At 56.5% G+C, this 17,367-nt stretch carries 13 protein-coding genes; 5 read left to right on the top strand and 8 right to left on the bottom strand.

What is annotated here, in order from left to right:
* Positions 1 to 82 precede the first annotated feature (82 nt).
* Positions 83 to 2,854 (bottom strand): ATP-binding protein, encoded by a 2,772-nt coding sequence (locus tag EYB53_RS15745; RefSeq protein ID WP_135479385.1) that lies wholly within the window; start codon positions 2,852 to 2,854, stop codon positions 83 to 85.
* Between the two features lie 73 nt (positions 2,855 to 2,927).
* Positions 2,928 to 3,515, bottom strand: coding sequence for a DUF4126 domain-containing protein (locus EYB53_RS15740; RefSeq protein WP_135479384.1), 588 nt, complete (start codon positions 3,513 to 3,515; stop codon positions 2,928 to 2,930).
* Positions 3,516 to 3,839: 324 nt separating this feature from the next.
* On the opposite strand from EYB53_RS15740, the gene EYB53_RS15735 reads away from it, so the two are divergent.
* Positions 3,840 to 5,729, top strand: a complete 1,890-nt coding sequence (locus EYB53_RS15735) for an ABC transporter ATP-binding protein (protein WP_135479383.1) — start codon at positions 3,840 to 3,842, stop codon at positions 5,727 to 5,729.
* Positions 5,730 to 5,790: 61 nt separating this feature from the next.
* Here the strand turns inward: EYB53_RS15735 and EYB53_RS15730 are convergent, their stop codons facing one another.
* Complete coding sequence (locus EYB53_RS15730) at positions 5,791 to 6,363, bottom strand: hypothetical protein (protein WP_167857431.1); 573 nt, start codon at positions 6,361 to 6,363, stop codon at positions 5,791 to 5,793.
* A 100-nt stretch (positions 6,364 to 6,463) separates the two neighbouring features.
* Between EYB53_RS15730 and EYB53_RS15725 the strand changes: the two genes are divergently transcribed.
* The 4 genes from EYB53_RS15725 to EYB53_RS15710 are packed head-to-tail and all read left to right on the top strand — an operon-like array spanning position 6,464 to position 11,838.
* On the top strand, positions 6,464 to 6,811 hold the full coding sequence (locus EYB53_RS15725) for a hypothetical protein (RefSeq protein ID WP_135479381.1): 348 nt from the start codon (positions 6,464 to 6,466) through the stop codon (positions 6,809 to 6,811).
* Complete coding sequence (locus EYB53_RS15720) at positions 6,795 to 7,727, top strand: hydroxymethylglutaryl-CoA lyase (protein WP_135479380.1); 933 nt, start codon at positions 6,795 to 6,797, stop codon at positions 7,725 to 7,727. The genes EYB53_RS15725 and EYB53_RS15720 overlap by 17 nt, the downstream gene beginning before the upstream one ends.
* Before the next feature lie 2 nt (positions 7,728 to 7,729).
* Positions 7,730 to 8,515 (top strand): SDR family NAD(P)-dependent oxidoreductase, encoded by a 786-nt coding sequence (locus EYB53_RS15715; RefSeq protein ID WP_135479379.1) that lies wholly within the window; start codon positions 7,730 to 7,732, stop codon positions 8,513 to 8,515.
* On the top strand, positions 8,512 to 11,838 hold the full coding sequence (locus tag EYB53_RS15710) for a S41 family peptidase (RefSeq protein ID WP_135479378.1): 3,327 nt from the start codon (positions 8,512 to 8,514) through the stop codon (positions 11,836 to 11,838). Before EYB53_RS15715 ends, EYB53_RS15710 begins: the two co-directional genes overlap by 4 nt.
* Before the next feature lie 121 nt (positions 11,839 to 11,959).
* Here the strand turns inward: EYB53_RS15710 and EYB53_RS15705 are convergent, their stop codons facing one another.
* The 5 genes from EYB53_RS15705 to EYB53_RS15685 all read right to left on the bottom strand — a co-directional run bounded on the left by EYB53_RS15705 (position 11,960) and on the right by EYB53_RS15685 (position 17,277).
* Positions 11,960 to 13,162: an MFS transporter gene (locus EYB53_RS15705; RefSeq protein WP_135479377.1), complete on the bottom strand. Its 1,203-nt coding sequence runs from the start codon at positions 13,160 to 13,162 to the stop codon at positions 11,960 to 11,962.
* 39 nt (positions 13,163 to 13,201) lie between these two features.
* Positions 13,202 to 14,845, bottom strand: a complete 1,644-nt coding sequence (locus EYB53_RS15700) for an amidohydrolase (protein WP_135479376.1) — start codon at positions 14,843 to 14,845, stop codon at positions 13,202 to 13,204.
* Positions 14,846 to 15,114: 269 nt separating this feature from the next.
* Positions 15,115 to 15,276 (bottom strand): Flp family type IVb pilin, encoded by a 162-nt coding sequence (locus tag EYB53_RS15695; protein WP_135479375.1) that lies wholly within the window; start codon positions 15,274 to 15,276, stop codon positions 15,115 to 15,117.
* 159 nt (positions 15,277 to 15,435) lie between these two features.
* Positions 15,436 to 16,509, bottom strand: a complete 1,074-nt coding sequence (locus tag EYB53_RS15690; RefSeq protein WP_135479374.1) for a sensor histidine kinase — start codon at positions 16,507 to 16,509, stop codon at positions 15,436 to 15,438.
* Between the two features lie 9 nt (positions 16,510 to 16,518).
* On the bottom strand, positions 16,519 to 17,277 hold the full coding sequence (locus tag EYB53_RS15685) for a polyprenol monophosphomannose synthase (protein ID WP_135479373.1): 759 nt from the start codon (positions 17,275 to 17,277) through the stop codon (positions 16,519 to 16,521).
* Positions 17,278 to 17,367 lie beyond the last annotated feature (90 nt).

The raw sequence follows: 17,367 nt of genomic DNA, 5'->3' as shown, positions 1-17,367 counted from the left end.
TCAAACAACGTGACGCGACGTGGCGACGGCTTTGCTGCCACCACGTCGCGTCATCTCGTTCTCAAACGAAAGACCGCACACGCTAGTCATCATCTTCCGATACATGTTCAGCGATGACCGTATGGGCATACGCAATCGCTTTCTCAAGCGACAACCCTGCTCCTTGCCGCACACAAGCCTCGTACTGCTCACCCAGATCGGCGGCAAGCGCGGCCATAGCCGCATCACGGCGGATTTGTTCACTATGCGGGAAGGCAACCTTTAACGTGGCCCGCAGCGCCGCCGTGGCCCCATAGATCTGGGCCGCCGACGCACTCACCCCCATCTGGGCAAGAATGTCGGCAATGCCATCAAGGCACTCGGGAATGTATTCGTGATTGCCAAGCTCAAACCAGAGGTCAACGGCCTGAATGAGATGACTCACGGCATCCTGATAGCGCCCAAGGGCAACGAGAATGCGTCCGAGGTTGATCAGGGCTAAGCCTTGACTATGGGTGTCACGCAAACCAATCGCAATGCCGTAACTCTCGCTGCAAAAGTTCAACGCTTCTTCATAATTGCCCTGGTAATACGCGGCGAGGCCAAGATTATTGAGCGAATTGCTAATGCCCCAGGTATCGCCGAGGCTCCGACGCAAAAGGATCGTCTCTTCGAAAAAGCGTTCGGCGCGTTCGTAATCACCCTGATAGAGCGTCAAGAGGCCCAGGTTATTCAGGGAGCTTGCAATGCTCACCGGATCACCAAGCGTGCGCCGCAAGGCAAGACTCTCTTCAAAAAGGGCAATCGCACGAAGGTAGTCACCCTGTTGCAGCACAGCAATGCCAAGATTGGTCGCCACAAATGCCATGGTTGCGGGATCGTCAAGGCTGCGCTGTATGTGCAGCGCCTCTTCGAGCAGGTGTGCAGCGCGCTCGTGATCCCCCTGGGCATTAGCAAGCACCCCTGCCCCACTGATGACCTGCACTCGTTCTTCCACAGGCTCATCCCCGCTGAACTGTATCAGCGTCTCTAACCAGCGCCGTCCTTCCTGCAAATAGCCCCGCGCCCACCAGTATCGCCAGAGCACACCCCCCAGTTGCAAAGAGCGGAGCTTTTCGTTGTGCTCCACACAATAAGACAGTGCCGCCCGCAAGTTGTCATGCTCCCGGTCAAATAACTCAAGGCAATGGTTATTATCGGCACTGCGCAGTTCAGGCTCAGCCTCTTGCACAAAGGTGGCATAGTACGAAATATGGTGTCTTTGCATCATAGGAAACTCCCCTGTCGCAACGAGTTGTTCAAGGGCATACGCACGGATGGTTCCGAGCATATCGCAACGCAACGTATCTTCACAATCGAGATCCTGGCGCAGCAGGCTTTTGCTCAACAGCGACTCAATTCCGGTGAAGAGATCCGGCAATTCGGGGTCAAAGCAGATCGCTTCAGCAGCCTCAAGCGTGAAACCATCGGCAAAGACGGCGAGACGTTGAAAGAGACGTTGTTCAAGCGGCGGCAACAAATCGTAGCCCCATGCAATCGCTGCGCGTAGCGTTTGTTGGCGCACCGGGCGATCACGCCCACCTGTCGTCAGTAACTCAAACTGGTTGCTCAAACGGTCAAGGAGCGCTTGCGGGGCAAAGAGCTTGCTTCGCGCTGCGGCAAGCTCAATCGCCAGGGGCAAGCCATCAAGCCGATGACAGATCTCGGCGACCGCACGCGCATTGGTGTCAGTCAGAACAAAGGATGGTTTGACCGCTTGGGTGCGCTCAACAAAGAGGGTGACCGAAGGATAGGTTGCCAATTCAGGGACAGGCGGGGGTGGTTTGAGCGGTGGCAACTTGAGGGGTGGCACCGGATACTCGTTTTCGCCATAGACTTGCAAGACCGTACGACTGCTCACCAGCAACTTGAGCGAGGGGATCGCTTGCAACAATTCACCAACCAGTGGCACGGCAGCGATAACCTGCTCAAGATTATCGAGCACAATCAAGGTTGGGGACGCCGACAATCCTTCCTTCAGGTCTGCGAGACTCGTCTGACTATTGCGCTCTTTGATCCCGACACTATGCATAATCGCCGGCAAGACATCATCGGGATTGCGTATACTATCAAGGGGCACAAAGAAGACCCCGCCCGCAAAAAAATCGAGCAATTCGGCGGCAACCTGGATCGCCAGACGGGTCTTGCCGGTACCACCCGGCCCGGTAAGCGATACAAGCCGCAACTCAGGTTGCCGTAACAAGGCACAGACAGCAGCAAGCTCGCGTTCACGTCCGATCAAGGCTGTCGTCTGCGCGGGTAAGTTATTCGGACGGGTATCAACCGTCCTGAGGGGCGGAAAAGAACTGGGGAGATCGGGGACAACAACCTGGAAAATATGCTCGGGACGACTGAGATCCTTGAGTTGGCGTTCCCCAAGATCAAGCAGCGTTACATCGGCAGGCAGCGCAGGCAACAGTGCCGATGTGGTCGCCTTCGAAAGCAAAATTTGCCCCCCATGCCCGGTAGCCATCAGACGGGCAACCCGGTTAAGGGTGGGGCCAAAATAGTCGCCATCACGCACAACGCTGTCGCCTGAATGCAACGCCATACGTACGCGTAGGCTCCCGGTTACGCCCCACGCCTCAGTGACCAGGCTACGCTGTGCGTCCAGGGCCGCTTGCAGAGCATCCTCGGGGCGCACAAAGGCGGCACAAAACGCATCACCAACGGTCTTAAAGACGGTACCACCATTGGTCGTAATTGCATCGCGCAGAAGAAGGTCGTGACGAGCCAGGGCACTGGCCATAGCCTCCTGGTATTGTTCCCAGAGGCGTGTGCTGCCCTCAATATCAGTAAAAAGAAACGTGACTGTCCCTGAGGGGCCAGTTGGCATCTTCAGGCTCCTGACGCCATGCAATCAAACACCACATGGGTATTATAGCCTACCTGCCAACTATCTCGGGGCGCTATATTTTCCCATTCGTCACGGCATCTTCTTTCCGCCAGATTTTGGCCGCCCGACGGAAGACCCGATAAGCTACAAACGCCAGCACAATCGCGAGAACCACCGCGAGAATTGGCACAAGAATTGCCAAGATACTCAAGACTAACGCGGTCACATCCTCAATGGTACTGATGATAGGATTGCCAGTCCCCCCGGTTGCAGCGGTCACGACAGGACGAACCGAGGCCCGGGCCGCGTGGGTGCTACCCGCAGCAATCAGGCCAGCCGCGCCAACAAGAATTGGGCTGACGGTAGCAAGATCACCCTGGCTCGCCAGGGCAAGAATCGCTCCGGCAATAGGATTGATCACCATCCCGGCTGCGTGCAGAAAACTATCAATAGCCGGAAGCTTGTCGCCAGCAAAATCAAGCACGGCTAGCACTGCGATCACCAGCAAGACAAACACATTCGAAAGGAGATCAAATGGCTCGGCCAGTTGAATCATCCCCAGGCGCGCAAAAATACCAATTGTCAACAACGGAAGATATGCGTTCAACCCCGAAGCTGTCGCCAGACCCAGGCCCGTTGCCAGGGCAATGATCCACTCCATACGTTACCCCTTTTGCCATAGTGTCAGCGGAGTAACTCCTGACGGCGCAGCCCGCCACGAGTCACTCCGCTGTCGGTTGACGTCCCGTACCTACAAGACGGTGAAGTGCTGCAAAAGGTTGCACGCCTCCTCCACTTTTGTTCAGGTGGTTCCTCTGCGTATGCAGGGGGTGTATGATACCCACTAGGGGTATAATAGAATGGGGCACGTAGCCCCCAGGAATCTTGGGGTGCTGGGGCCAAGACCAGCAAAGCTGGTCTTGGCCCCAGCACACGTATGGTTTGTTAGGGCGATAGCCCTAAAGAGGAGCCAGATCAAATCACGATGAGTCAAACATCTTCCTCACGCCGACGAGGCTCTGCCAGTACACAAGGTTCTCTTCCTGATGAACCACGTAAAACCATCGCCGAGCGCTGGCAGATTCTACGCTCGGCCCTCCGCAACATTCCCAGGGTCTTTGCCCTGGTCTGGCAGGCGCACAAAGGGGCAACCATCACGATGGCCGTCGTGACCTTGATCAGTGGTCTGCTGCCCATTGCCCAGGCCTGGGTCGGCAAGTTGATCATTGATGAAGTTGTGCTGATTGTCACTACCGATATCAGCGCCGAGGCCGGTTTGCGTGCGACTGTCCCCTTCCTGGTAATGGAGTTTCTTTTGCTGACAACGGGCACAATTCTCGGGCAGTTGCGTGCGCTGGCTGAGCATATTCTCAATGCGCGCCTGGGCAATGCGATCAATACGGCGATCATCCGTAAATCACTGAGCCTCGATCTCCACTATTTTGAAGATGCCGAGTTTTACGACAAGCTCCAGAATGCTCGCCGCGAGTCCAACTGGCGTGCGATCAGTATTATTACGACCACCTTCAGCCTGATCCAGAATACGATCACGCTCAGTTCGTTTGCTGCTGGCATTCTTGCCTTTAGCCCCCTGGTAGCCTTGATCCTGTTTGGGGCAACCCTGCCCTCCTTTGTTGTCCAGACGCGGTATAGCCACCTGTCTTTTCGGTTGCTTACCTGGCGTGCGCCGGAATCACGCCGCATGACCTACCTCGAACATCTGTTAACCGTTGATCAGAGTGCGAAGGAGATCAAGCTCTTTGCGCTCGGGGAACCATTGCTGGCACGGTATCAGGAGATGTTCTTGAAGATTATGCATGAGGATGAGTATCTGGCCCGGCGGCGCTCACTGATCAGTACGCTCTGGGGGTTGCTGGCAAGCATCAGTTATTACGGGGCCTATGCCTGGATTGTCTGGCAAACGTTTGTGGGGGCGATTACGATTGGCAGCCTGACCTTCTACCTCACCCTCTTTCGTCAGAGTCAGGGCACGTTTCAGGGTCTCTTTTACAATGTGAATCAACTCTTTGAGAGCGGTCTCTTTCTTGAGAATCTCTTTGGTTTTCTTGAATTGCGTCCGCAGATGATCACTGGCGAAGGGCAACCAATGCCGCACCCGATCAGCCAGGGTATCGAGTTTCGCAATGTTGGTTTTCAGTACCCTGATCGCACCGAATGGGCGTTGCGCGGGATCAATCTGCATGTCAAGCCCGGTGAAAAGATCGCGCTTGTCGGGGCCAATGGCGCAGGCAAAACAACCCTGATTAAGTTGTTGACGCGCCTCTATGATCCAACCGAGGGTCAGATTCTCCTGGATGGCGTCGATCTCCGTGCCTACAATCTTGAAGAGCTACGCGCCTCAATTGGGGTCATTTTCCAGGATTTTGTGCGCTATCAAGCCTCGGCGCGGGACAATATCGGGTTTGGTCAGATCGAAGAACTTGCCAACGAGTCACGCATCCGTCTTGCTGCTGAGCGCGGCGGTGCTGATGAGGTGATTGAACCGTTACCTCAGGGCTATGATACGATTCTGGGGCGCTGGTTTGCCGGGGGGGCCGAACTCTCGGGGGGGCAATGGCAGAAGATTGCCCTGGGTAGGGCGTTTATGCGGAAGAGCGAAGTGCTGGTGCTCGATGAACCAACGGCGGCCCTCGATGCACAACGTGAATACGAAATCTTTCAGCGTTTTCGTGAATTGACTGCCGGGCGGATCGCCTTTTTGATCAGTCACCGGTTTTCAACGGTGCGTATGGCCGACCGCATTGCCGTCATTGAAGAGGGCACGATTACGGAATATGGTACCCACCGCGAACTTATCCTGCTCGACGGTACCTATGCCCACCTCTTCAACCTGCAGGCTGAAGGCTACCGTTAAAACAGGCACGACCACCGTTATTTGGTGGTCGTGTCACGTGCAAGCTTCTGCTTAGGCGTGCTTACTTTTTGGAGCCATCGCCTGAGGCTGCTTTTACCATCATCTGGCTGAACTGCGTCTGCGCCTCAACCGCCTTCTGGGCGGCATCCTGCCACATCGCCATGATCTTCTGGGCCTGCACCATATCAAAAGTCTGCGCCATCATGCTCGGCTCGGCCTTCTTCAACATCTCAAACCAGTTCTCGGAAAAACGAACCTGCGTATCAGTCCATGTCCGTGTCATCTCGAGCATCTGGCGTGTCCACTCAACCGAAGTCGCCGGCATACCAGGGATGGTTGGCATGCCAGGGATGGTTGGCATACCAGGCATGATAGGCATGTTCGGCATGCCAGGCATGTTTGGCATGCTCACGGAAGAAGCGGCCACGCTCTCGGCCCACAACTTGGTCAGTTCAAGCTGCTGCTCAAGAGCATACTTTACGGTACCACGCCAGGTATCAACGGTCTTCTGCCAGGCTTCTGGGCTCTGTGGTGTTGCCATCATTTGCATTGAGGAGACCCAACTCTCCCAGACCTTCTGCTGTGTGGTTGTAAAGGTCTTGAGCATATCATTCGCCTGCTTCGTCCAGTCCATGCCGACCCTCCTTGTATATTGCACTCGGTGTGCTGTTCTTAAAACCTTTGCGTCAATACATAGCTTATGTATGTTTTGAGCGTACCAGGAATGGTTACAGATGAGTTACGTAGTAACAAGAAAGATTATAACCACAGATTATGCACTTCGCAACCACCAGGATGGTGAAATACCAGATCAAGCTTTTTCTGCTTGCAATTTATTTGACACTCTGATGTTTGACAAGCATCCTACGCTCATCTACCATGCATATGGAAGAGCGTTTTTGACCAGCGTTTGGGGGCCTGCGGCCTCCAGGAATTTTGCTTGGGTTGGCGACAACGGCAAGCAAAGCTTGCCGTTGTCGCCAATCCAAGCATGGGGCGCAGTGCTCAGGAATCTCGGCTTGCCCTCGCAGCAGAGCCGCTGCATACAGTACCAAGAGGTCGTTGATGACAAGCATTGCTAGCCCCATGGCCCTGCCTTCGTATGCCGCGATTCGCGAAGTCGGACCACGTGATGGGCTCCAAAATGAGTCGGTGGTGCTCACCACTGCCGAGAAACTTGAACTGATTGCCGCACTTCGTGACGCCGGTCTGCGCCAGATCGAGGTCGGGGCTTTTGTGCGTCCTCAACAGGTTCCCCAGATGGCGAATACTGCCGAGGTGTTTGCCCAGTTGCCGCGCCCTCCCGAGGTGATGTATTGTGCCATTGCTCCTAATTTGGTGGGGGCACAACGCGCGGTTGCGTCTCGCGTCGATCTCGTTCAGGTCTTTCTCAGTGCAACGGAAAGTCACAATCAGAGCAATGTCAACATGGGGGTTGCGCAATCGCTTGATCAGGTTGCCGAGATGAGTCTGTTGGTGCGTCAGGCCGGAATCGCTTTTGATGCTGTGCTCTCGGTGGCTTTTGGGTGCCCGTTTGAGGGCCATGTACGGGTTGAACGGGTGCTCGATCTTTGTGGTCAGTTGCTCGATCTTGGCGTTGGCGAGGTGACCCTCGGTGACACGACGGGCATGGCCCATCCGCTGCTGGTGCAACAGATCGTTCTTGCCTTCCGTGAGCGCTTTCCCCGTCAGTCGCTGCGGCTCCATTTGCATAGCGCTCGCGGGGCCGGGCTTGCCAATGTGCTCGCAGCGTTGCAACTTGGTATTACGACCTTTGATAGCAGCATCGGGGGTATCGGCGGGTGCCCATTTGCCCCCGGCGCTCCGGGCAATCTCTGTACCGAGGATCTGACGCATATGTTGCACGAATTGGGAGTGACAACCGGGCTTGATCTGCCCGCGTTAATGCGTGCGGCCCGCCTCCTTGAATGCTTGCTGGGCCATGAAGTGCCAGGTCAGACGATCAAGGCCGGGATCTGTAAACATTTGACAGGATGAGTATGCGTACACTTGCAGGAAATGTTGTGGTTGTGACCGGGGCTTCTGCGGGCATTGGGGCCGCGACTGCACAGGCTTTTGCGCATGCTGGCGCACACCTGGTGCTTGCCGCCCGTTCACCTGAACCCCTCGCCCGCCTGTCCACGAGTCTGCCTGGCAACCATCTGGTTGTGCCAACCGATGTGGCTGATCCGGTGGCCTGTCACAACCTGATCAGTCAGGCGGTCAACCGATATGGCACGGTTGATCTGTTGATCAATAATGCTGGCGTTGGTCTGTCTGGCCCTGTCAGCAGCCTCGATCACGATGATCTCACCCGTGCCCTCGCCGTCGATCTCTTTGGCCCCCTCGCTCTGATGCAGGCGGTGCTTCCGGTGATGCGAGCCCGCGGTCGTGGGCATATCATCAATGTTTCAACGGTGCTCGCGGTGCAACCCCTGCCCTATCTGGGTGGCTACGCTGCTGCCAAAGCTGGCCTTGAACGCCTGAGCGATGCACTCCGCATGGAATTACATGACAGCGGTATCAATGTCTCGGTCGTACGTCCAGGCACAACGCGCACTGGTTTCAGCCAGAATCGTCTGGGCAAAGGGGGGGAACAACGGCGCTTTTCACCCCCCGGCGTAGGCCCTGAGGTGGTGGCCCGTACCATTCTGCGGGTGGCCCGTCGCCCGACACGGGTTACCTATGTCACTGTTGGCGACCGCATCGGGGTCATCGCTGCGGCGCTCTTCCCGGGCTTGATCGAACGCATCCTTGGCAAAGCGATTGGCTGGAAAGAAGCATGAGCACACACCCCTATTTTCGGACTCCTAGCATCGATCCCGATGGCACCCAGATTGCCTTTGTCTATGCCGGTGATATCTGGCTTGTGGCAGCCTCAGGTGGCAGGGCCGAACGCTTGACGGCCCACGCGGCCAGCCATAAGAGCCCCCGGTTTAGCCCCGATGGTGCTAGCCTCGCTTTTACTGCTGATCGCAATGGCAATGGTGAAATCTATGTGTTGCCCCTTGACGGTGGCGCGGTCCGCCAGTTGACGTTTCACGATGGTCGTTCCACCGTCGAAGCCTGGGCGCGTGATGGTCAGGCGATCTATTTTACGGCGAACCGCGAGCAGATTGGTGATAGTATCTATCGCGTTCATCTCACTGGCGGTACTCCGGCGCTCATCTATAGTGAACCCTACGAAGACCTCGGTGCGGTGAGCATCGATCCGACCGGCACCCGTCTGGCCTTCTGCAATATCCGTGATCACTGGTGGCGGTGTGGGCCAGATCCCTTCTCACCCGGTGAGATCTGGCTTGGCCCGAGCGCTGAAACTGATGCATGGAAAACTGGGAATTATACGGCCTTGCAATTGCTTGCCGGTCCACAGCCGACGAGTCCCGCATCCCAGCCTGTGACCTCTATCCCCGGGGCCTATGCTGGCCGCAATGCCTGGCCGTTGTGGGCACCTGATGGGGCGGGGATCTACTTTGTCAGTGACCGCGATGGGATCGAAAATCTCTGGTATCTGGCCCTGGATGGCACCGAGCCACAACGCTTGACGACCTTTGAAGATGGGCGGTTGCTTTTTCCCCAGATCGCGCTCAACGCTGGCTTGATCGTCTTTGAACGCAACTTCCAGATCTGGCAGCTTGATCTTGCCACGCGTGAAGCCGCTCCGCTATCCATTACTGCCCGTGGTGATAGCAAGGTCACACCGGTGCGCGAAGAGAGTTGGCCGCGCCATTTTAGTGAATTACGCCTCAGCCCCGATGGCAAAAAGATTGCTTTTATTGCCCGTGGTCAGGTCTTTGTTGATTTTGCCGATAAAGAGACGGAACGTGACGTGCGCCAGGGGCCTTCCTTCCGCGTCACCGATACCCGCGCTCGTGAACGCCAGGTCGCCTGGACGCCTGATAGCCGTAGTCTGATCTATCTCTCGGATCGTCACGGTGAAGATGAGATCTATCGCTACGATGTGGTTGCGCGCAAAGAGACTCGGCTCACCACCGATCTTACCCCCAAAGCGATGCCGCGGATTTCACCCGATGGCAAGTGGATCGCGTATCTCAGTCAGACCGAAGCTGTGCGTCTGGTCAGTCTGAACGGTGAAGAGGCCCGTGAACTGTGTCGGGCGCGTTTTGTTGTCTCTGCTGATCTCTGCTGGTCTCCCGACTCGCGCTGGCTCGCCTATCTGGCTCAGGACGAGCACTTTTTTAGCAACAGCTATGTGGTGCCGCTGGAAGGAGGCGAGCCACGCCAGATTACCTTTTTGAGTAACCTTGGGGGCAGTAATCTGCTCTGGTCACCGAACGGGCAGCACCTGATCTTTACCACCAGACAGTACCGCGCCGAGGCACAGATTGTCTGTGTCGATCTGCGCCCTCAGAACCCGCTCTTTCGTGAAGCTGAATTTGAGAAACTCTTTGAAGAGAAGGACAAAGAGCCATCGAAAGAAGAGTATAAGCGGCCAATCGAAAAAATTGCGGTTGAGTTTGATCCACCAACCGAGCCAGAAGATCCCGATGAAACGCCCGATGCAACGGCACCATCGCAGCTTCCCGCGGATCGTGATCCTGTCACCCGAACTGAGGCGGCAGCGCAGGCGACGAGCACATCATCCCCTGAACAGCCTGAAGTCAGCCCAATGATTGTTTTTGAAGGCATTGAGCGCCGCCTCCACTTTCTTACACCTATCCAGATGGATGCCAGTGCTGCCGCGATCAGCCCTGATAGCCGCGATCTGCTGCTGCTTGCCGTCGTCGCCGATAAGGTCAATATTTGGAGTATGCCACTCGATGAACCACGTCGTGGGCATCCGCCACGTCAGTTGACAGCAAGCGAAAGTTCCAAAGCGGCTGTGCAGTTCACACCTGATGGCCGAGCCTTTTTTGCCCTCGAAGATGGTACGATCACGATTCGCAAATTTCCTGCCGGCAATGAACCGGTCAAAGTGCATGTCCGTGGCGACGTAACGGTCGACTTCCACTGTGACAAACAGCAGATCTTTCATGAAGCCTGGCGTGCGCTTCGTGACAACTTCTATGATCCTACCTTTCGCGGTCAGGATTGGGCCTTATTGCGGGAGCGTTTCGCCCCCTTGATCGAAGGTGCCCAGACGACCGATGAGTTGCACACGTTGATCAATTTGATGACTGGCGAATTGCGTGCCTCGCATCTGGGCAGCCGCCCTGGCAGCTGGATGGGCAGTGATGGGTATATCGGGGTGCTCTTTGATCCGGTTGAACTCACCACAAGCGGACGCCTGCGGGTGCAGCGCCTGATCCCTGATAGTCCGGTCGCCATGGGGCCTCAGCCACCGCGCCCCGGCGAATATCTCGTCGCGATTAATGGTACCGCCTTGACAACCGAGACGAGCCTGGATCGCCTGATGCGCCGCAGTGTTGGCCGTCGTATTCGTCTGACTCTCGCCGAAAATCCTGACCATGATGGGCCAACTCGTGAGGTTGATCTGCGCCCCCTGAATGGACACGACTACGCCTACCTGCGCTATCGTGACTGGGTCATAAGCAATGAAGCCTACGTCCACCGTATCAGTGATGGACGGCTAGGGTATGTCCATATCGAGCGCATGAGTTACGATGCGTACCAGCAATTCCTGGCCGATCTTGATGCTGAAGCACACGGCAAAGAGGGCGTTGTTATTGATGTACGCTACAACTCTGGTGGGCACACAGCGACCTTTATCCTTGATCTCCTGACCCGGCGTACCGTTGTGCTCAGCAGCTTCCGTCAGCAAGCCGCCATCGACTCGACCCATATGGCGGGCAATCGCATCCTCAACAAACCAACCGTGCTCGTCACCAACGAACATTCGGCCAGCAATACCGAAATGCTGAGCGAGAGCTATCGTCGGCTTGGGCTGGGCAAGATAGTCGGACGCCCGACCGCCGGAGCAGTCATCTGGACGCACAATATCCGCCTGCTCGACGGGGCCTTCTTTAGGCTCCCGAGTTTTGCTGTGCTGACGCCAGAAGGTGAGCTCCTCGAAGGTCACGGGCGCCCGGTCGATGTTGATGTCACGCGTCCCCTTGGTGAATGGGCGCTCGGGCGTGACCGTCAGCTTGACGCTGCCGTGGCGGTCTTGCTTGGGGAGAACTGGTGAGACTTAGGGCCAATACCTTGCACAGAAGGTTGACTCGTGTTGACGCAAAGGCGCAAAGGCGCAAAGCTGCACATGCAGCTCCCTCAAACCTTCGCGCCTCTGCGCCTTTGCGTCAAACAGACTAATCGGCTGCTGATGCAGGTGCTGCCACTTCCCTGACGACACGCGGTGTCCCAGGCATTGCCAGCGCAAGCAGGGCCGCTGGCAAGCCCAGCAACGTCGCCCATACCATCACCGTCTGCATGCCAACCTGGTTTGCGAGTTGCCCCGCCACCCAGGTGCCGATGGCCCCGCTGGCAAAGGTAAACCCAAGGATCAGCCCGGCAGCAAAACCTCGTTGGACGGGCAACATCCGCTGGGCATGCACCACGAGCACACTATGCTGGCCACCAATCAGCAAACCTGCGCCTGCACACGCGATAAACGCAACCGCAATCGACGGGGTCAAGAGACAGAGCAGACCAACCGGCACACTCAAAAGCAACGGGCCGACAATCGCCACGCGCATCCCGTGACGATCCGCGAGCATCCCGTTGAGGATCTGCCCGACGGCCCCGGCAGCCATAAAAACACCGGCCAGCAACCCAAAGAGGGCTGGTTCCCAACCGCGCCCCTGGAAGAGTTGCGGCAGATAAGCCTGATAGACTGCCTGGATCGACGAGCGCACTGCGACCAGCAAGACAAAGGCTGCAATCAACACAACCCCAAGCAATGTCCAGGTACGTGCCGTCTGGTGAGCAGATGCTTTCGGCTTGTGGCGTGGTTCTCCCTTGGTTTGCGTACGGGCCGAAGCGAGCAAGAGGCCGATGGGGATAACGGCAATTGCGGTCAACGGGAGCAACCCGATCGCGCCAAAGCGACCGGCGAGAATACCGGCGAGAAAAGGCCCCACTGCGAGGCCGACCTGGCCTGAAAAGAAGAAGATCGACGTTGCACTAGCCGCACGGTCAGGCACCGCCACTGACGAAGCTGCGGTACCAATCGGATGAAAGAGGCCACTCCCAAGGGCAGCAAGGAGAAAAACGGGCAGAAGCCATGTCCAGGTTGGGGCAAGGGCGACCAGCGTAAAGAAGAAAGCCATCCAGGCGACACTGACGGCCGCGAGCAGCATCGTATGGCCCGGGGCCTTGTCGGAAAGCCAGCCAAACAATGGCTGTGACAGTGAACCAATGAGCAGATAGATCGCCAGAGCTGTTCCGATCTGCGCATAACTCAACCCGAGTGGCTCTTTGAGCACAGCGAGCAACACGGCACCCGTACTATTGAGTACATCAACCACAAAGTGTCCACTTGAAACAGCGATAAAGGCTTTATTCTTGTACATACCTACCGACGAAGATCAAGCCTTCGCCTGCTCCTTTCCTCATACACCTGATGACGAACGCTCAAACACCACCTGTCCATCAACAAGCGTCATCGCTGCCGTTATCGCTCCAAGTTCATCAGCACGGCACTGCAAGGGATCACCGGTCAACACAACAAGATCGGCCAGTTTACCGGGGGTCAGTGACCCTTTCAATGCAGTTTCCGCACTTGCCACCGCTGGCCCATAACAATAGGCACGCAGGGCTTCTTCGACCGTCAGGCATTGCTCGGCATACCAACCGTCTGCCGGGGTACCATCGGGGCGCTGCCGCGTCACCGCAGCGTGGATGCCCGACCACGGATTCATCGTCTCAACGGGCGCATCGGAGCCAAAGGCGAGCGTTGCGCCACTGGCCTGGATACTGCGCCAGGCATACGCAAAGCGAGAGCGCTCGCCCCCCCAGAGCCGCGAGGCAGCGGTGATATCGCTGGTACAGTGGATCGGCTGCATCGAGGCAATGATCCCGAGTTGCCCGAGCCGAGGTACATCAGCGGGATGCAGCACCTGGACATGCTCAATCCGGTTCGGCAACGTCATGGCTGGGAAGGCCGCAGGCTGGGCCTGGCGGTCGTGCATCGCCCGTTCGATAGCATCAAGCACCTTACGATTGGCGGCATCACCAATTGCATGCACAGCAACGCTGATCCCGTGGGCATTTGCCCGCCTGATCGTTGCCTCAAGCACCTCGGGTGGCATCATCGCCAGGCCCGTACTGCTCGTGCCCTCATACGGCCTCAGCATCTCAGCACTCTGCGAGCCAAGTGAACCATCGGCAAAGAGCTTGAGTCCGCCAAGGCGGAGCCAGGCATCGCCAAAGCCACTGCGCAACCCGAGGGCAATCGCGGCGTCGAGATCGGGCTGAGCCATATAAACCAGACAACGCACACTCAACTTGCCCCGCTGGCGCATCGTCTGCAGATCACGTAAGGTGGTCGATGCATCAGTAGGATCAGTGCCCGGAGGCACATGGATGCTGGTGATCCCATAGCTCACGGCTTCATCGAAAGCCGCTTGCAGCGCAGTGAGCCGGTCTTGCTCACTGAGGGGCGGCTCAACCGCACGTACGAGATCCATCGCTGTGTCAACCAGAATACCGGTTGGTTCACCATCGCGGTCACGCATAATCTGGCCGCCCGCAGGATCTGGCGTTGCGGCGGTAACGCCTGCGAGTTCGAGCGCGCGACGATTGACCCAGGCCGAATGGCAATCTTTGCGCAGCAGGATCACCGGGCGGTGTGGGCAAACCCGGTCGAGATCCTCTCGGGTTGGCCAACGCTCCCCCCAGAGCACGTGATCCCACCCACCGCCGCGCAGCCAGGCCCCCTGAGGCAACCGAGCATCCCGCTGAGCCACCACCTCCAAGGCCATCTCAAGCGTAGCAATACCGGCCAGATTGGCTTCACGACTGGTAAAGCCCTGCCAGGTAATATGGACATGGGCATCGGTGAGTCCAGGCACAACCGCCCGACCGGCGAGGTCAAGTAATTCGTGGGTCCCGCCAGCTGTCGCCACCATCTCCTGAACCTGACGTTCGGTGCCAAGCGCAACGATCCGTCCGTCACGCACCGCGAGTGCCTGAGCCACTGGCACAGCCGGGTCAAGCGTGTAAATCGGGCCATTGTAGAGGATCAGCGTTATCATACCATCGAGTTCCTGCACACGTGAGCAATTGTTGTACTAATCAAATAACGGGCAGTGCGAATTATACACCTTTTGCAAAGATCTTGCGCTCACCTTATGCACACAGCTCTCAACATTGCTTGAGGGACGGTTCATCAACCAGCGAAGCTGGTTGATGAACCGTCCCTCAAGCGAATACGCAAAACGCCCCTCGAGAACCGAGGGGCGTATCACGATACATACCCACCAAAGAGCTTTAACCCTTTGGCACTGTGTAGGCCATCACCTACCTACTTAGGCGCGAGGCCACTATTGATTTCTGAGAAAACCTGATTAACCCTTCCGCCGAGCACTGTCAGGATACCAATAACAACAATAGCAATAAGCACAAGAATAAGTGCGTACTCAACGAGGCCCTGGCCCTCTTCTTTCGCGAAAAAGCTGCGTAGCATGTCTGTCACCTCCCCCCTGTTTGAAGTATTCCCTTGCGGGTTGTCATCACATACTTAGTATAAGTTTACCCGGGCTCATCTGCAATAGTCTGAAAGTCCTGTCAACTCAGGGTACTGCCAGAAGTGATGACGTAGTCTAATAGACTACGTCATCATCAGTCAGGGTAAGGGTATATTAGCCGCCACTCTAGTTCCCCGGTTTATCGCGCTCTCAATGCCAAACTCGCCGCGCAGCAACACTTCGGCCTGTTGGCGCATATTGGCAATGCCCATGCAGCGACGTGCACGGGCATGTTCCAGCGTATCACTCACGTGAAAGCCCTGACCATCATCTTCGATGATGATCTGCAACGTATGCCCAGAGCCATCGAGCAAGACGCGCACCTGATTGGCATTGGCGTGACGAGCCACATTATTGAGGGCCTCCTGGATGAAGCGAAAGATCATTACTTCATAGTGATTCGGCAAGCGTTGTTCAAGGTTCTGGATCATCAGATTTACCTCGAGCTTATTCTTTTCACTGAACTGCGTTGTATAACGCCGCACCGTCGGTACCAGGCCAAGGTCATCGAGGGTCATTGGGCGCAAATCAAAGATGAGCTTCCGGGTATCTTGCAGCGTTGTATTGATCGCGTTCTTGAGTGCGTTGAGTTCAGAACGAGCCTGTTCGAGATCATGATCAATCAGGCGATAGCAAATTTCAGCGCGCAGTACCAGGTTGCTCATTGATTGGGCTGGCCCATCGTGCATCTGAAGGGAAAGGCGTAGCCGTTCACTCTCTTGTGATTGAATGATATTGGCAATCATCGCTTCGGTGTCCAGACCGTTCTGGTTCTGTGCGTCAGCCGAGAAGCCTCCGGTCTGCATGGCTTCGAGGAGATCGCTGAGCAATCCAACCACATTTGCGATTTGACCCTGTTGCGTCCGTAGCATATCACGCCGACTCTGGATCTGTTCCAGTTGCCCCCGCATGATCTGCAAACGCATCTGCACTTCCTGGGAGGTGGTGTAAAAGTTCTTGATCTCGTCTTTGCTGTAACGTTCAAGGTTGACTTCGAGATCACGTACGCGATTGGAGACTGACAACTCGCGCTGGGCAAGTTTTTCGACCTCAATCGTGCTCTGGCGTACCAGAACCTCGACTTCGCTGAGTTCGCGCCGCGAGCGTTCCTGGTCTTCGCGATAAGTTGTCAGCGTGCCTTCGAGTTTCTGAATAAGCTCTTCGATTGACATAGATCTTCCTTAGATGCGCCCAAAGCGCAACTTCCAGACATTGATCAACGCTTCGAGGACGATGCGGCGGGACATTTTGGATCGCCCGACCCTGCGGTCGGGGAAGATGATCGGCACTTCGCGGATGGTGAAACCGGCCTGCAAGACACGGTAGACCATTTCAACTTGGAAGCCATAACCATTCGAGCGGATGCGGCTCAGATCAAGGCGCTCGAGTACCTGACGCCGGTAACAGCGAAAACCCCCAGTCGCGTCAGCAACCGGCAAGCCGAGAATCAAACCAGCGTAGAGGTTGCCCCCACGGCTGATCAGTTGGCGTCCAGGCCCCCAATCGGTTGTGCCACCCCCGGCAACATAGCGCGAACCAAGCACCAGATCAGCTCCTGCTTCGGCTGCCGCCAGTAGGCCTGGCAAATACCCGGGATCATGTGAAAAATCGGCGTCCATCTCAAAGATGAACTCGGCACCTTCAGCGAGTGCCCGTTGGAAACCCGCAATGTACGCACTGCCGAGGCCAAGTTTGCCAGGGCGCCTCAAGAGCCCGATGCGTGGTTCGTTGTGCGCCATCTCTGCAACCAGTTCACCGGTGCCATCTGGTGAACCATCATCGACCACGAGCACACGGAAGCGGTCATGCTCGAGAATGCGTGGAATGAGTTGCCCAATATTCTCGGCTTCATTGTAGGTTGGCACAATGACCGTACAGTCGGTGACAAGCACAAAATGAGGCAGGACAACTGGTTTTGTGGGTGAAATTGTGGTGAGCATAACAGGCCCATCCCTCTATGTATCGGTTCAACGTGCGCTGGCTATGCGCCCGTTATCGTCTAATGGTATTATAACGATTGAGCGAACCAA

Origin of the sequence: Candidatus Chloroploca mongolica (assembly GCF_004762035.2) — a bacterium.
Taxonomy (GTDB): Bacteria; Chloroflexota; Chloroflexia; order Chloroflexales; family Chloroflexaceae; genus Chloroploca; species Chloroploca mongolica.
The sequence above is the reverse complement of the archived record's forward strand: the minus strand, read 5'-3'. Positions and strand labels throughout refer to the sequence as shown.

Excerpts from the sequence above, each read along its gene's own strand:
- EYB53_RS15745 (WP_135479385.1), bottom strand. The coding sequence starts at position 2,854 with ATGCCAACTGGCCCCTCAGGGACAGTCACGTTTCTTTTTACTGATATT.
- EYB53_RS15740 (WP_135479384.1), bottom strand. The coding sequence starts at position 3,515 with ATGGAGTGGATCATTGCCCTGGCAACGGGCCTGGGTCTGGCGACAGCT.
- EYB53_RS15735 (WP_135479383.1), top strand. The coding sequence starts at position 3,840 with ATGAGTCAAACATCTTCCTCACGCCGACGAGGCTCTGCCAGTACACAA.
- EYB53_RS15730 (WP_167857431.1), bottom strand. The coding sequence starts at position 6,363 with ATGGACTGGACGAAGCAGGCGAATGATATGCTCAAGACCTTTACAACC.
- EYB53_RS15725 (WP_135479381.1), top strand. The coding sequence starts at position 6,464 with ATGAGTTACGTAGTAACAAGAAAGATTATAACCACAGATTATGCACTT.
- EYB53_RS15720 (WP_135479380.1), top strand. The coding sequence starts at position 6,795 with ATGACAAGCATTGCTAGCCCCATGGCCCTGCCTTCGTATGCCGCGATT.
- EYB53_RS15715 (WP_135479379.1), top strand. The coding sequence starts at position 7,730 with ATGCGTACACTTGCAGGAAATGTTGTGGTTGTGACCGGGGCTTCTGCG.
- EYB53_RS15710 (WP_135479378.1), top strand. The coding sequence starts at position 8,512 with ATGAGCACACACCCCTATTTTCGGACTCCTAGCATCGATCCCGATGGC.
- EYB53_RS15705 (WP_135479377.1), bottom strand. The coding sequence starts at position 13,162 with ATGTACAAGAATAAAGCCTTTATCGCTGTTTCAAGTGGACACTTTGTG.
- EYB53_RS15700 (WP_135479376.1), bottom strand. The coding sequence starts at position 14,845 with ATGATAACGCTGATCCTCTACAATGGCCCGATTTACACGCTTGACCCG.
- EYB53_RS15695 (WP_135479375.1), bottom strand. The coding sequence starts at position 15,276 with ATGCTACGCAGCTTTTTCGCGAAAGAAGAGGGCCAGGGCCTCGTTGAG.
- EYB53_RS15690 (WP_135479374.1), bottom strand. The coding sequence starts at position 16,509 with ATGTCAATCGAAGAGCTTATTCAGAAACTCGAAGGCACGCTGACAACT.
- EYB53_RS15685 (WP_135479373.1), bottom strand. The coding sequence starts at position 17,277 with ATGCTCACCACAATTTCACCCACAAAACCAGTTGTCCTGCCTCATTTT.